The sequence below is a fragment of the Frankia casuarinae genome (genome assembly GCF_000013345.1).
In the GTDB taxonomy this organism is placed as follows: Bacteria; Actinomycetota; Actinomycetes; order Frankiales; family Frankiaceae; genus Frankia; species Frankia casuarinae.
In genome coordinates, this window is record NC_007777.1 from 1,638,687 (window position 1) to 1,653,599 (window position 14,913).

A 14,913-nucleotide genomic window follows, 5' to 3' on the forward strand; every position below is an offset into this window, starting at 1 on the left:
GGTCATCGAGACGACCCGACGAAGAGCCGAGCGTTGACGACGGGCGTGCGGGCGACGGCGGCTGGGCGGTTCACCGACCTCGCCTACGCGCTGGGCTGGCGCGGCGTCCGGCTGCTCCCGCAGCCCGTGGCCGCCGCGGCGTTCCGGTTCGGCGCCGACCTGGCCTACCGCCGCGACGGGCGGGGGGTGCGCCGGCTGCGGTCGAATCTCGCCCGGGTGGCGCCGCCGGGAACCGATCTGGACCGGTTGACCCGGGCGGCGATGCGCTCCTACGCGCGGTACTGGCTGGAGGTGTTCCGCTTCCGAGAGATCGGTCTGGACCGTGTCGTCGGCCGGCTGCGGCTGCTGGACCAGTATCGGTTGTGGGATGCGCACGCCCGCGGGAAAGGGACCATCGTGGCGCTGCCGCACATGGGCAACTGGGAGCAGGCGGGCGCCTGGCTGGTGGCGAATGGCGTGCCGTTCACGACCGTCGCCGAACGCCTGCGGCCGGAGGCGCTCTTCGAGCGGTTCTTGGCCTTCCGCTCGGAACTCGGCATGGAGGTCGTCCCGCTGACCGGCGGGCAGGCTCCTCCGTTCGACCTGCTCACCGAGCGCCTGCTGGCCGGGGGGATGCTCTGCCTGCTCGCGGACCGGGATCTCTCCCGTGGCGGGATCCCGGTGAGGTTCTTCGGCGCCACGGCCACCATGCCCGGCGGGCCCGCGGCGCTCGCGTTGCGCACCGGAGCGGCGCTGCTGCCCGCCACGCTCTGGTTCGACCATGACGGGTGGAGCGGGCGGATCCATCCCGCCGTCGAGCCGAGCGACATCCCGACGATGACGCAGGGACTCGCGGACGCCTTCGCCGCCGGCGTTGCCGCGCACCCCGCGGACTGGCACATGCTCCAGCGGATCTGGCGCGACGACGGATGACGCCGCCGTGAAGATCGGTCTGGCCTGCCCCTATGCCTGGGACGTACCGGGCGGGGTCCAGGCGCACGTGCGTGACCTCGCCGAGACCCTGATCGCCGCCGGTCACGAGGTGTCCGTCATCACCCCGGTGGACGACGAACGGACCCTGCCGCCCTACGCGGTGGACGCGGGTCGGGCGTTACCGCTGCCCTACAACGGCTCCGTCGCCCGGCTCCTGATGGGCCCGGTCTCGGCCGCCCGGGTCCGCCGTTGGCTGCGTGAGCACGACTTCGATGTCCTGCACGCCCACGAACCGACCGCGCCCAGCGTCAGCCTCCTGGCCTGCATGCTGGCCGATGGACCGATCGTCGCCACCTTCCACACCGCCAACCCCCGGTCGCGGTTCCTCACCGCGGCCCAGGGCGCGCTGCAGCCGTCGTTCGAGAAGCTGCGGGCTCGGATCGCGGTCTCCGAGGCGGCCCGGCGCACCCTCGTCGAGCATCTGGGCGCCGACGCCATCCTGATCCCGAACGGGGTGGCGGTGCAGAACTTCGCCGGCGCCCGGCCCCTGCCCGACTACGACGACGGGCGGCCCACCGTCGTGTTCCTCGGGCGTATCGACGAGCCGCGCAAGGGCCTTGACGTGCTGCTCGCCGCCCTGCCTGCGCTCGCCGCCGAGATCGACGGTGTCCGGCTGCTGGTGGCGGGGCCCGGTGACGGGGCGGCGGTGCGGGCCCGGCTGGAGCCCACCCTGCGCTCGCGGGTCGACCTCGTCGGCATGGTCTCCGACGCTGACAAGCCCCGGGTTTTCGCCTCCGGGCAGGTCTACTGCGCCCCGAACACCGGTCAGGAGAGCTTCGGGATCGTGCTGCTCGAGGCGATGGCGACCGGGACCCCGGTGGTGGCCAGCGACATCGACGCCTTCCGCCGGGTCCTCGATGACGGGCGCGCCGGCAGGCTGTTCGACGTCGGCGATCCCGCGCGGCTGGCCGCGACCCTGGCCCAGGTGCTGCGTGATCCCGCCGGCGCCGCGCGGCTGGTGGAACGCGGTCGCGCCGTCGTCACCGCCTACGACTGGCGGGCCATCGCCGAGCGGATCGTCGGGGTGTACCAGATGGTCTCCGGGGACATGCGGGTGTCGGTCGCGACGGCGACGCGGTTGCCGGTCCGGGGCGACGCGAGGAGTGGTAACTGACCTGCCCCGGTACCAGAGCCACGTCACATTCGGCCGTTGGTTACGCTGCGCGGGATGACCGTCGTCGTGGTGGTGGTCGCCTTGGTGGTGGCGATCGCGACCTATCTGACCTGGCTGGCCACTCGGCTCGACCGACTCGCGGCCCGGGTCGCGGACGCCCGCGGTGGGCTGGTGGCGCACCTGGTCGCCCGCGCCGACGCCGCGCGCGAGCTGGCCCTGCGATGTGAGCTGGCCGAGCTGGGCGAGAGCGTGGCCCGGGCCCGAACGGCCTATCCGGACCTGCTCGCCGGGGGGGCGTTGGACGCCGCGGTCGAGCAGAGCGAGAATGCCCTGAGCCGGGCGTTACGGTCCGCCGAGGTCGCCGCGGCCGGCCAGCACCACCCCGCCGAGCTGCATGCGGTCGACTCCTGCGCGGCCCGGGTCGCGCTCGCCCGGCAGTTCCACAACGACGCGGTCCGCGACCTGCGGGCACTCGCCGGTCGACGCGTGGTGCGGATGGCGCACCTGGCCGGCCGCCGGCCGCCGGCCAGCTACTTCGAGATCGACGACGCCCTGCCGATCCGTGGCGAGGGCGTCCCTCGCGACGACCTGCCGGGGCTGGCCTCCTGATGGCCCGGCCGGTCGCGAGATCGCCGTACCATGGAAAACCGACCCACCCGTACGGGAACCATCCGGTGGGGTAGCCGACATGCAGGTGCCAGACATGCCGGTACCCAGCGGCCCTGGCGACCCGACCCAGTGAAAAGAGACGGCACATCATGTCCGAGGGCCAGACTGCCCCCGCCGCCGGCCCGGCGACCGACTCCGCCCGGCATGCCGGTACCGCCCGCGTCAAGCGCGGCATGGCGGAGATGCTCAAGGGCGGTGTGATCATGGATGTGGTCACCGCCGAGCAGGCCCGCATCGCCGAGGACGCCGGCGCCGTCGCGGTGATGGCGCTGGAGCGGGTTCCCGCCGACATCCGGGCGCAGGGTGGGGTGGCGCGGATGAGTGATCCCGACATGATCTCGGAGATCATCGAGGCGGTCTCCATCCCGGTCATGGCCAAGGCCCGGATCGGGCATTTCGTCGAGGCACAGGTGCTGCAGGCGCTCGGGGTGGACTACGTCGACGAGTCCGAGGTTCTCACGCCTGCCGACCCGCACCACCACATCGACAAGTGGCGCTTCACGGTGCCGTTCGTCTGCGGAGCCACCAACCTGGGGGAGGCGCTGCGCCGGATCGCCGAGGGCGCGGCGATGATCCGTTCCAAGGGTGAGGCGGGCACCGGCGAGGTGTCCAACGCCGTGGTGCACATGCGTACCATCCGGGCGGAGATCGCCCGGCTGTCGGGGCTGCCCGCCGAGGAGCTCTACGCGGCGGCCAAGGAGCTGCGCGCCCCGGTCGAGCTGGTCGCCGAGGTGGCCCGGCTCGGTCGGCTGCCCGTCGTGCTGTTCACCGCCGGCGGTATCGCCACCCCGGCGGACGCGGCGCTGATGATGCAGCTCGGCGCGGACGGGGTGTTCGTCGGGTCCGGGATCTTCAAGTCCGGGGACCCGGCGCGCCGCGCTCGGGCCATCGTCGAGGCGACCACCATGTTCAAGGACCCCGACGTTCTGGTGAAGGTCTCCCGGGGCCTTGGCGAGGCGATGGTAGGCATCAACGTCACCGAGCTTCCCCCGGAAGCCCGCTACGCCGACCGCGGCTGGTGAGTGGCCCGCGGATCGGCATCCTCGCGTTGCAGGGGGATGTGCGCGAGCACGCCCGGGCGCTCACCGAGGCCGGCGCGCGGCCGGTGGCGGTGCGCCACGCGGTGGAGCTCGCCGAGGTCGACGGGCTCGTCCTGCCCGGAGGTGAATCCACCACGATCGGCCGGTTGCTGCGCGTGTTCGAGCTGTTGGAGCCGTTGCGGGCGGCGGTGGCCGCGGGGTTGCCCGTGTTCGGTTCATGTGCTGGCATGATCCTGCTTGCGCGGGACGTCGTGGGCGGTCGGCCGGATCAACCACTGATCGGCGGACTGGACATCGTCGTCCGGCGTAACGCCTTCGGCCGGCAGGTGGACTCGTTCGAGGCACACCTCGAGGTCGTCGGGGTGGCGGGGCCACCTGTGCACGCGGTCTTCATCCGGGCACCATGGGTAGAAAAGGCAGGAGACGCGGTCGAGGTCCTGGCCCGTGTCGCCGAGGCGCCGGTGACGGTCCGCCAAGGACCGCTGCTGGCCACCGCGTTCCATCCGGAGCTGACCGGTGATGCCCGGGTGCACCGGCTATTCGTCGACAGCGTCCGATCGTCCGGGTCCGGTCGATGATCGGGCGCAAGAGAGGCAGGTCATGAGCGGCCACTCCAAGTGGGCGACCACCAAGCACAAGAAGGCGGTCATCGATGCCCGCCGGGGCAAGCTGTTCGCCAAACTGATCAAGACGGTCGAGGTGGCGGCCAAGACGGGCGGCGGAGACCCCGCGGGCAACCCGACGCTCGCCGACGCCATCGCCAAGGCGAAGTCGCAGTCCGTGCCGAACGACAACATCGAACGGGCCGTCAAGCGGGGTTCCGGCGAGCTCGCCGGTGGGGTGAACTACGAGGACATCACCTATGAGGCGTACGGCCCGGGCGGGGTGGCGATCCTCGTGGAGTGCCTGACCGACAACCGTAACCGGGCGGCGTCGGATGTCCGGGTGGCGATCACCCGTAACGGCGGCACGGTGGCCGACCCGGGGTCGGTGTCGTACCTGTTCAACCGCAAGGGTGTCGTGCTTATCGAGAAGACCGCCGGCCTCACCGAGGACGACGTACTGCTCGCTGTGCTCGACGCCGGCGCGGAGGAGGTCAACGACGTCGGGGAGGCCTTCGAGGTGGTCTCCGAGGCGACCGATCTGCACGCCGTGCGGGTGGCCGCCACCGATGCCGGCCTGGCGGTCACCTCCGCGGACATCTCCTGGCTGCCGAGTGTGAGCGTGTCGCTGGAGGCCGAACCCGCCGCCAAGGTCCTCAAGCTCATCGAGGCGGTCGAGGATCTCGATGACGTCCAGAACGTCTGGTTCAATGCCGACATCTCCGATGACGTGATGGAGCTCGTCGGCAGCTGATCGTCCTCTCGGGCGATCTGTTGGGCGTGTCGTGGATGTCCGGTTGTGCCGCCGCCCCTAGAATCGAACGAATGTTCTTGTGAACGTGCGGTCGGGAGGGTGGATGCGGGTGCTGGGGGTCGATCCGGGGCTGACCCGGTGTGGCCTGGGGGTCGTCGACGGTGGCCTCGGCATCCGGGCCCACCTGGTCGAGGTGGGGGTGGTGCGCACCCCCGCCACCGCCGAGGTCGCCGAACGGTTGTGCGCCGTGTCCGATGGCATCGACGCCTGGCTCGATCGCACCCGCCCGGAGGCGGTCGCGGTCGAGAAGGTCTTCAGCCAGGCGAACATGCGTACCGTGATGGGCACCGCGCAGGCCGGGGCGGTCGCCATCGTGCTGGCCGCCCGGCGAGGCCTGCCGGTGGGTCTCTACACGCCCAGTGAGGTGAAGGCCGCGGTGACCGGCAGCGGCCGGGCGGACAAAGCGCAGGTCAGTTTTATGATCACCAGATTGCTCGGGCTGACCGAGGCGCCACGCCCGGCCGACGCGGCGGACGCCCTCGCGTTGGCGCTCTGCCACCTGTGGCGTGGGCCGGCGCTGGCCCGGTTCCGTTCCGCCGCGCCGGGCGGACCCACCCGATGATCGCGTCGTTGGCCGGCACGGTCACCGCGCTGACCCCGCTGTCCGCCGTCATCGAGGTCGGCGGGGTGGGCCTGCTCGTCCACTGCTCGCCGTCGACGCTGTCGCGGCTGCGGGTGGGGGAGTCCGCCTCCCTCGCCACCACCCTGATCGTGCGCGAGACCGAGCTGACCCTCTACGGCTTCGCCGACGCCGATGCGCGCGACGTCTTCGAGATCCTGCAGAGCGCGGCCGGGGTCGGGCCCAAGCTCGCCCAGGCCGTGCTCGGGGTGCACGATCCCGACACGGTGCGCCGCGCCGTCGCCGAGGAGGATCTCGCGGTGCTGACGAAGGTCCCCGGTATCGGGCGCAAGGGCGCGCAGCGCATCGTCCTGGACCTGCGGGACCGGCTCGGTCCGCCGGGTGACGGTGCGCCGCTGCCCGGCCCGCGCCTGACGTCGGGACCGGAACCGATGCCGGCCGATGCCGTCGGGGTCGCGGCGACCGTGCGGGAGGCGCTGGTGGGCCTGGGCTACTCGGGTCGTGAGGCCGACGCCGCCGTGTCCCGGGCGCTCGTGGTCCTGGCCGCGCCCGTCGGCGAGGGCGCCGCAGCCGGTGGCGAGCAGGCCGCCCCGGGCAAGGGAGACGTCCCGGGAAAGGAAGGCGCCCCGGGTTCCCGGGCCGGGGCCGACTCGGGAACCGGCGGCGCTCCGCCCGACACCGCGACCCTGCTGCGCGCGAGTCTTGCCGTGCTACGCAGGTGAGGGCCGTTATGACGCCGCCATGCGGCGCGCGACCGCGTCGGGCGGTGGTCAGCCGGGGCGGTGGTCAGCCGGGGCGGCGGTCGGTCGGAGCGGGGGTACGTCGAGGGGCGGGGGTACGCGGAGGTGGGACATGAGTGACGACGGCCTGGTGTCCGCCGCGGCGAGTCCCGAGGAGCGCGCCTTCGAGGCCGGGCTGCGTCCGCGCACCCTGGCCGAGTTCGTCGGCCAGCGTAAGGTGCGCGAGCAGCTCACAATCATGCTCGAGGGGGCGCGGGCGCGTGGTCGCCCGCCGGACCACGTCCTGCTGTCGGGCCCGCCCGGTCTGGGCAAGACCAGCCTTGCGATGATCATGGCGCAGGAGCTCGAGGTTCCGTTGCGGATGACCAGTGGGCCGGCGATCGAACGCGCCGGGGATCTCGTCGCGATCCTCACTGCCCTCTCCCCGGGAGAGGTCCTGTTCCTCGACGAGATTCACCGGATCGCCCGGCCAGCCGAGGAACTGCTCTACGCCGCGATGGAGGACTTCCGGGTTGACGTCATCCTGGGCAAGGGCCCGGGCGCGACCGCGATCCCCCTCGACGTGTCGCCATTCACGCTGGTCGGGGCTACCACCCGGTCGGGCCTGCTGACCGGCCCGCTGCGGGATCGGTTCGGGTTCACCGCCCATCTGGACTTCTACGACGCCGACGAGCTCGCCCGGGTGCTGACTCGCTCGGCCGGCCTGCTGGGGGTCACCCTCACCGCCGAGGGAGCCGCCGAGGTCGCTGGCCGGTCGCGTGGTACGCCCCGCATCGCCAACCGGTTGCTGCGCCGGGTGCGCGACTACGCGGAGGTGCGGGCCGACGGCGTGGTCACCCGCGAGATCGCCCAGGCGGCGCTGCGGATCTACGACGTCGACGGGCTCGGACTGGACCGTCTCGACCGGGCCGTGCTGGAGGCGCTGGTCACCCGGTTCGGCGGCGGTCCGGTCGGGCTCACCACGCTCGCCGTGTCGGTCGGGGAGGAACCGGAGACGGTGGAGGACGTGGCCGAGCCGTTCCTGCTGCGTGCCGGCCTGCTGATCCGTACCGCCCGGGGCCGGATGGCCACTCCCGCCGCCTTCGAGCACCTCGGTCTGGACCCCGTCACCGATCCGCTCGGTCGTACCCAGGTCTCGCTGTTCACCGAGGGAGAATGACTGTGAGAGGGTCGGTCGGCCGGGGAGTAGTCACTGAAGGTGATTACTCCGTCCGGGATGAGTCGTCCCCGTAGCATCGGCCATTCCGGCCGGAGGAGGTCCTGTGTGCCGGGCACAACCGCCCTGCCCACCACAGGCATCCGATCGATACGTACGATCGCCGCAACACATCAGGAGGGCAGGACGTGCACGTACTCGTGGCAGCTTCGGTGGCGGCCGGCAAGGACGGGGGCAGTTCGATCAGCGGGCTTCTGTTCCCGCTGATCCTCATCCTGGTGATCGTCTACTTCTTCTCGATGCAGCGGCGCCGCGCCAAGGCGCAACAGCAGCAGATATCGCGGATCGTTCCCGGTACCCTGGTGATGACCACCGCTGGTCTCTACGCCACGGTCGTCGAGATGGAGGACGGCGACCTCCTGCTGGAGGTTGCGCCCGATGTCGTCTGCCGCTTCTCGCGCAGCGCGGTCGCTCGGGTGATCAGTACGCCCGGCGGAGCCGGGGACGGCGGGGAGTCCTCCGGGGAACCCCGGTCACACGACGACGGTTCCGACGGCCCCGGTGGCGCCGAGGCGTCGCATCCCGGCGGTGGCCTCCCCGGTGGGGACGGCGGCACGGGCGGTGAAACGACACACCCGCCCCGCAAGGAGCTGTGATCGCCGGTCACCTGACCGAGCACTACCGTTCGGGGAGCGGAACGCACCCTCGGTGACATTCGTTCGGATACTTTGGGCACCGCCGGTCCGGGCAGCGGCGAGACGAACGAGCGCCGGCACACCGGCGCGTGAGGAAGGGACTCGCAGGTGGCACGCGGCTCGGCACGGGTACCCAGGGGGATCTCCGTCTGGACCCGGCTGGGGATCCTCGGCGGTCTGATCGTCGTCCTCTACGGCCTCATGGCCGCTACCGGAAACTGGAAGCCCCGGCTCGGGCTCGACCTGCAGGGCGGGACGAGCGTCATCCTCACGCCTCGTGCCACGCAGGGAAACAACGTCGACAGTGGTGCCGTCAACCAGGCCGTCGACATCATCCGGCAGCGCGTTGACGGCTTGGGCGTCGCCGAGTCCGAGGTTCATCGTACCGGCAACCAGATCGAGATCTCGGTGCCCGGCCGCGGCCGCAACGACGTCGTGGATCTGGTCGGGCAGACCGCTGAACTGCGTTTCCGTGAGGTCGCCACGTCCGGCCAGGCCACCCCGGTGCCCACCCCCACTGGGGCGGCCTCCGCACCCACGCCGGGTGCGACGGGCCAGCCGGCCCCGACGGCCGGCCAGAGCACGCCGAGCATCGCGCCGTCATCCCCGGCACCCGCCGCGTCGAACAAACCGGCCGCGCTCGGTGACGGCACGGGCCGCGGCCTGATCGCCCAGCCGGTGTCGCTGACCGCCGCGGGCACACCCGCGGTGGGCGCGGCCTCGGCTTCTCCGGTGGCCTCGGCTTCTCCGGCCCCGGCCCCCGCGCCGGCGGCGACCGGGTCGACCGGGTCGACCGGGGACAGCCCGCCTGCCGACGTGTTCGCTCGCTACGAGTCGCTGACGTGCGCAGCGGCCGACGTCCGCAAAGCCTCGGTCAGCACCGACCGCCCGCAGGACTGGACCGCCGCCTGTGACCGGACCGGGACGACGAAGTACCTGCTCAAGCCGGCCACGGTGGTCGGGACGGATGTGAAGACCGCCTCCGCGGGCCTGCAGGGCGGCGGCGGGACCACGGGCATCACCACCGGGCAGTGGGTCGTGAACGTCGAGTTCACCGGTCCGGGCCAGAACAAGTTCACCAAGCTGACCGAGAGCACGATCGGCAAGCAGGTTGCGATCGTGCTCGACGGGGTGGTGCAGTCCGCGCCGCAGACCAACGAGCGCATCCCCGGATCGGCCCAGATCTCCGGCGGCTTCAGCCAGTCCGACGCCGAGGACCTCGCCAACGTGCTGCGCTACGGTGCCCTTCCCCTGGCCTTCGAGCGCTCCCAGGCCGAGTCCATCTCGCCGACCCTCGGTCGTGACTCGCTGCACGGCGGACTGCTCGCCGGCGCCATCGGACTCGTTCTCGTCATCGCCTACTCCTTCCTGTACTACCGGGCGCTGGGCATGGTCGTGATCATCTCCCTCGCCGTCAGCGGTCTGCTGATCTACGCCTCGGTGGTGCTGCTCGGCGTGGCGATCGGGTTCACGCTGACCCTGGCCGGCATCGCCGGCCTGATCGTGTCGATCGGTGTCACGGCGGACTCGTTCGTGGTCTACTTCGAACGGATCAAAGACGAGGTCCGGGCCGGTCGCACGGTCCGGGCGGCCACGGATCGTGCCTGGCCCGCCGCGCGGCGCACGATGCTCTCCGCGGACACGGTTTCCTTCCTGGCCGCCGCGGTCCTCTACATCCTGTCGATCGGCTCGGTGCGCGGCTTCGCCTTTACGCTCGGGCTGTCGACGTTGAGCGATGTCGTGATCATGTTTATCTTCACCCGGCCGTTGGTGACGTTGCTGGTGCGGCGCAGACTGTTCTCGGTCAGCCGGTACTCGGGCCTGAGTCCGAAGACCCTCGGCGGGCGTGGCGGTGGCGTGGCGCCGGCCGCTTCCACCCGGGCGCGACTGGCCAAGCGGCCGGCGCCGGCCGGGCAGAGGCGGGAGAGCTGAGATGGCACTGGTCGGGCGGATCTACCGCAGCGACTTCAACGTCGACTTCGTCGGCCGGCGCAAGGCCTGGTATGCCGTCTCCGGCGTCGTGGTCGCCGTCTGCATCATCAGCATGATCTTCCGTGGCTTCACCTTCGGTATCGAGTTCTCCGGTGGCGCGGTCTTCCAGCTACCCAGCGGTGGCGGTACCGTCGCGCAGGTCGAGGACACGCTGTCCGGCATCGGGCTCGACCCGGCGGACAGTGTGGTCCAGCAACTGGAGACCTCCCACCAGTTCCGGATCCAGACGCCGACCCTCTCCGACGCCCAGACCCGTGAGCTGACCGGCGCGTTGGCCAAGCGCTTCTCGGTGTCGAACCCGGACCGCGACATCGCCGTGTCGACCGTCGGCTCGTCCTGGGGATCGACGATCACGAACAAGGCCCTCCAGGGCCTGGCCGTCTTCCTCGTGCTCGTCGTGATCTACCTCTCGGTACGGTTCGAGTGGAGGATGGCGCTCGCGGCGATGGCCGCTCTTGTTCACGACCTCGTCGTCACCATGGGTGTCTACTCGCTGGTAGGTTTCGAGGTGACGCCGTCGACGGTCATCGCCGTGCTGACGATCCTCGGATTCTCCCTGTACGACACGGTGGTGGTGTTCGACCGGGTGCGGGAGAACACCGCGGGCATGGGCACGTCGACGCGGCGGACCTACGCGGAGGCGACGAACGACGCGCTCAACGAGACGTTGGTGCGTTCACTGAACACCTCCCTCATCGCCCTCATCCCGGTCGCATCCCTCCTCTTCGTCGGCGCCGGTCTGCTCGGTGCCGGCACGCTGAAGGACCTCGCGCTCGCCCAGTTCGTCGGTATCGCCTCCGGTACATACTCCTCCCTGTTCTTTGCCACGCCGCTGCTCGTCGACCTCAAGCGCGGCGATCCCGCCGTGCGGGCGCTGGATGCGCGGGTCGCCCGTGAGCGCGCCAGGCGGGTCCGGGCCGCCGCGGGTGTGCCGGGCACGGCTGTTCCCGCCGGCGCGGCGGTCGATCCGGCCGGCTGGGGTGAGGACGCTCCCGTCTCCGGCGCGCGTGAACCGGTTCCGGCCGGGGCGAACCTGGGCGGTGCCGCCCGACGACCGTCGGGCGCGCCCCCTGCCCGGCGCGCCGCGGGGCGCAAACCCGGGCGGCGCGGACGGCCGAGCGGTAAGAAACGCCGGTGAGCCAGGTCGCCGGCCGCGCGGATCTGGGCGGGGCTCCGATCGGGTGGCCGCGGATCTCCGGACGATCTTGATGTCGGGACGATCCTGATGTCCGGGCAACCCTGAAGTCCAGACGACCCTGAAGGTGGGAGAAGCGGCACGATGACGAGCATCGACGACGCACCGCAGCGGTCCGCCGCGCACGACGCGGTCGCCGAGGTCCTGCGTGGCCACATCCGCGACATTCCCGACTGGCCGCAGCCAGGGGTCGTGTTCAAAGACATCACCCCGCTGCTCGCGACGCCGACCGCCTTCGGGGTGGTCATCGGTGCGCTGGCGGACGCGGCCCGGGCGCTGGGGGCCACCACGATCGCCGGCATCGAGGCGCGGGGCTTCCTGCTAGCCGCGCCGGTCGCGGACCGGCTGGGCACCGGCCTCGTGCCGATCCGTAAGCAGGGCAAGCTGCCGGGGCCGACCCGAAGCGCCTCCTACGACCTGGAGTACGGCGCCGCCACGATCGAGATCCACGCCGACGCGGTGCACGACGGCGACCGGGTCCTGCTCGTTGACGACGTGTTGGCCACCGGTGGCACCGCGGCCGCCGCACACAGCCTGCTCGCGGCTGGTGGCGGGGAGGTCGTGGGGCTGGCGGTCCTCATGGAGCTGTCCTTCCTACCGGGCCGTGATCGGGTCGCGCCGCTCGATGTCGTCTCCCTTCTGACGATTTGACCTCGCCCGGGCGAGGTCCGCGGAAGGCTTCTGACCAGTGCGGCGTTAGGCTCGGTGTCTAGTCCTTACGCAGGAGCGGTCCGTGCCCGAGGCAGCGCCGGTGACCACCGGAGTTTCGCAGCCCGCCGTCACTCCCTTCCGGGAGCCCCGGCCGGTGGGCGATGCCGCGCGGGCCACCGCCGGATCGGCGGCGCGTGAGTCGGCAGTCCACGGGCCGGCAGTCCACGGGCCGGCACAGCCGCCGGCTGCGGATGGTGGCGACGTCCGCGGGCAGGAGCCGCCGGGTGGATCCCCGGGGGGGTCCGAGCTGGTCACCGCGGTCGGCATGGGACGGCGTCCCGAGGACGGTTCCCCGGTCGTCCCCCGGTTGGGGCACGAGTCGCCGCCGCTGCCGCGTCGGGTACGCGGTCGGCTCTCCCGCCTTGCGACGCACCGGGCGACGCCTCCCTCGGCTCTCGACCCGGTGCTGCGTGGGCTGCTCGCGAACCACCCGCGCGCCGACATCGCCCAGGTGCAGCAGGCGTTCGAGGTCGCCGACGCCGCGCACGCCGGCCAGGTGCGCTTCTCCGGCCACCCGTACATCACTCATCCGATCGCGGTCGCGAGCATCCTCGCCGATCTGGGGATGGACACCGCGACGCTGTCCGCGGCGTTGCTGCACGACACCCTCGAGGAGACGACGCTTACCGTCGATGCAATCCGGGACACCTTCGGTGACCATATCGCGCTCATCGTCGACGCGGTCAGCAAGCTCAACCGGGTCAAGGTCGGCGAGGCGGCCCAGGCGGAGACCATCCGCCGGATGGTCGTCGCGATGGCCCGCGACCCACGCGCGCTGGTGGTCAAGCTCGCCGACCGCCTGCACAACATGCGTACCCTGCGCTTTCTGCCCGAGCACAAGCAGGAACGCAAGGCTCGGGAGACGCTCGAGGTCTACGCCCCGCTCGCCCACCGGCTCGGCATGAACTCGTTGAAGTGGGAGCTGGAGGACCTCTCGTTCGCCGCGTTGTATCCGAAACGGTACGACGAGATCGTCCGGCTGGTCGCTGACCGGGCCCCGAGCCGGGACGTCTATCTGGCCGAGGTGATCGGGCAGGTACAGGTCGGCCTGCGGGACGCGCGGATCAAGGCGGTCGTCTCCGGGCGGCCGAAGCACTATTACTCGATCTACCAGAAGATGGTGGTGCGCGGCCGTTCCTTCGACGACATCTATGATCTGGTCGGCATCCGCGTCCTGGTCGACTCGGTCCGGGACTGCTATGCCACGCTGGGTACCGTGCACGCGACCTGGAAGCCGATTCCCGGCCGGTTCAAGGACTACATCGCGATGCCCAAGTTCAACATGTACCAGTCCTTGCACACGACGGTCATCGGTCCCGAGGGCAAACCGGTCGAGCTGCAGATCCGCACGCACGCGATGCACAACCGGGCCGAGTACGGCATTGCCGCGCACTGGAAGTACAAGGAGGACGGGGTTGCGGCCCGGCCCTCGGCGGGGACCCCGGAGGGCGGGCGGGCCGGTCGGCGCAAGGGCGGACCCGATGCGGACCTCATGACCTGGCTGCGTCAGGTGCTCGACTGGCAGCGGGAGACCGCGGACCCGGGAGAGTTCCTCGACAGCCTGCGGTTCGCCGCCGAGACCGACGAGGTTTTCGTCTTCACCCCCAAGGGCGACGTCATCCCGCTGCCTGCCGGGTCGACCTCGGTGGACTTCGCTTACGCGGTGCACACCGACATCGGCCACCAGTGCGTCGGGGCCCGGATCAACGGCCGTCTCGCGGCCCTGGACACCCCGCTGGACAACGGCGACGCGGTCGAGATCTTCACCTCGCGGGCCCATTCGGCCGGCCCGAGCGAGGACTGGTTGATGTTCGTCCGTTCGTCGCGGGCCAGGACGAAGATCCGCCAGTGGCACGCCCGTGGGCGCCGGGAGGACGCGATCGTCGCCGGCCGCGACGCGATCGGCCGCGCGATGCGCCGCCACGGCCTGCCGCTGTCCCGCCTGATGAGCGGGGACGCGCTGTTGAACCTGGCCAAGGACCTGCGCTACGCCGACGTGGCCGCCCTCTACGCGGCCGTGGGGGAGAACCACGTCAGCGCCCAGTCGGTGGTCTCGCGGCTGCTCGTGGCCCTCGGCGGTCCGGAGGGGGCCGAGGAGGACGCGGGTGAGACCGAGCTGCCGATCCGCACGCTGCGTCGCTCGACCGGGGAGGCGGGGGTGCTCGTCACCGGTGCTCCCGACGTGTGGACGAAGCTCGCCCGCTGCTGCACCCCCATGCCCGGCGACGAGATCGCCGGTTTCGTCACCCGGGGCAAGGGCGTGTCGGTCCACCGGACGGACTGCTCCAACCTGTCGGGGCTGCGCGGCGGGCCGCACGACCGCACGGTCCAGGTCGAGTGGGCGCCGTCGTCGGGCTCGGTGTTCCTCGTCGTGATCCAGGTCGAGGCGATGGACCGTACCAAACTACTTTCGGATGTCACCCGGGTACTGTCCGACCGGCACGTGAACATCCTGTCGGCGTCGGTGGCCACCACACGGGATCAGGTGGCGGTCAGCCGCTTCACGTTCGAGATGGGAGACGCCAAGCATCTCCGGCACATCCTGAGTGCGGTGCGTGCCATCGAGGGCGTATACGGCTGTTTCCGCGTTACCTCGGGCGTACAGGTCTAACGGGTCGAATCAGGGGGGTGCC

The 14,913-nt window shown here is 71.3% G+C and carries 14 protein-coding genes; all 14 read left to right on the plus strand.

The annotated features are described in order from the left end of the window. Positions 1-33: 33 nt before the first annotated feature. The 14 genes from FRANCCI3_RS06845 (at position 34) to FRANCCI3_RS06910 (ending at position 14,891) form a co-directional block, all read left to right on the plus strand. Positions 34-912 carry a phosphatidylinositol mannoside acyltransferase gene (locus FRANCCI3_RS06845; protein WP_011435805.1) on the plus strand — a complete coding sequence of 293 codons (879 nt, stop codon included), beginning with the start codon at positions 34-36 and terminating at the stop codon, positions 910-912. A gap of 7 nt (positions 913-919) precedes the next feature. Further along, positions 920-2,086, plus strand: coding sequence for a glycosyltransferase family 4 protein (locus tag FRANCCI3_RS06850; RefSeq protein ID WP_011435806.1), 1,167 nt, complete (start codon positions 920-922; stop codon positions 2,084-2,086). A 54-nt stretch (positions 2,087-2,140) separates the two neighbouring features. Continuing rightward, the gene (locus tag FRANCCI3_RS06855; RefSeq protein WP_023840944.1) at positions 2,141-2,695 is read left to right on the plus strand and encodes a hypothetical protein; all 555 of its coding nucleotides are present in this window, start codon (positions 2,141-2,143) and stop codon (positions 2,693-2,695) included. Positions 2,696-2,844: 149 nt separating this feature from the next. Then, positions 2,845-3,777, plus strand: coding sequence for a pyridoxal 5'-phosphate synthase lyase subunit PdxS (gene pdxS / locus FRANCCI3_RS06860; protein WP_011435808.1), 933 nt, complete (start codon positions 2,845-2,847; stop codon positions 3,775-3,777). Continuing rightward, positions 3,774-4,373, plus strand: coding sequence for a pyridoxal 5'-phosphate synthase glutaminase subunit PdxT (pdxT, locus tag FRANCCI3_RS06865; RefSeq protein ID WP_011435809.1), 600 nt, complete (start codon positions 3,774-3,776; stop codon positions 4,371-4,373). The genes pdxS and pdxT overlap by 4 nt, the downstream gene beginning before the upstream one ends. A gap of 22 nt (positions 4,374-4,395) precedes the next feature. Further along, entirely contained in the window at positions 4,396-5,151 is a 756-nt protein-coding gene (locus FRANCCI3_RS06870) for a YebC/PmpR family DNA-binding transcriptional regulator (RefSeq protein WP_011435810.1), read from the plus strand. A gap of 103 nt (positions 5,152-5,254) precedes the next feature. Next, positions 5,255-5,773 (plus strand): crossover junction endodeoxyribonuclease RuvC, encoded by a 519-nt coding sequence (gene ruvC / locus FRANCCI3_RS06875; protein ID WP_011435811.1) that lies wholly within the window; start codon positions 5,255-5,257, stop codon positions 5,771-5,773. After that, positions 5,770-6,513 carry a Holliday junction branch migration protein RuvA gene (ruvA, locus tag FRANCCI3_RS06880; RefSeq protein ID WP_011435812.1) on the plus strand — a complete coding sequence of 248 codons (744 nt, stop codon included), beginning with the start codon at positions 5,770-5,772 and terminating at the stop codon, positions 6,511-6,513. Before ruvC ends, ruvA begins: the two co-directional genes overlap by 4 nt. A 130-nt stretch (positions 6,514-6,643) precedes the next feature. After that, entirely contained in the window at positions 6,644-7,690 is a 1,047-nt protein-coding gene (gene ruvB, locus FRANCCI3_RS06885; RefSeq protein ID WP_011435813.1) for a Holliday junction branch migration DNA helicase RuvB, read from the plus strand. 185 nt (positions 7,691-7,875) lie between these two features. Then, positions 7,876-8,343, plus strand: a complete 468-nt coding sequence (gene yajC / locus FRANCCI3_RS06890; protein WP_011435814.1) for a preprotein translocase subunit YajC — start codon at positions 7,876-7,878, stop codon at positions 8,341-8,343. 147 nt (positions 8,344-8,490) lie between these two features. Then, positions 8,491-10,314 (plus strand): protein translocase subunit SecD, encoded by a 1,824-nt coding sequence (gene secD / locus FRANCCI3_RS06895; RefSeq protein ID WP_011435815.1) that lies wholly within the window; start codon positions 8,491-8,493, stop codon positions 10,312-10,314. A 1-nt stretch (position 10,315) separates the two neighbouring features. Next, on the plus strand, positions 10,316-11,512 hold the full coding sequence (gene secF, locus FRANCCI3_RS06900) for a protein translocase subunit SecF (protein ID WP_011435816.1): 1,197 nt from the start codon (positions 10,316-10,318) through the stop codon (positions 11,510-11,512). Between the two features lie 141 nt (positions 11,513-11,653). Next, complete coding sequence (locus FRANCCI3_RS06905) at positions 11,654-12,220, plus strand: adenine phosphoribosyltransferase (protein ID WP_011435817.1); 567 nt, start codon at positions 11,654-11,656, stop codon at positions 12,218-12,220. An 82-nt stretch (positions 12,221-12,302) separates the two neighbouring features. Continuing rightward, the gene (locus tag FRANCCI3_RS06910; protein ID WP_011435818.1) at positions 12,303-14,891 is read left to right on the plus strand and encodes a RelA/SpoT family protein; all 2,589 of its coding nucleotides are present in this window, start codon (positions 12,303-12,305) and stop codon (positions 14,889-14,891) included. Positions 14,892-14,913: the final 22 nt, after the last annotated feature.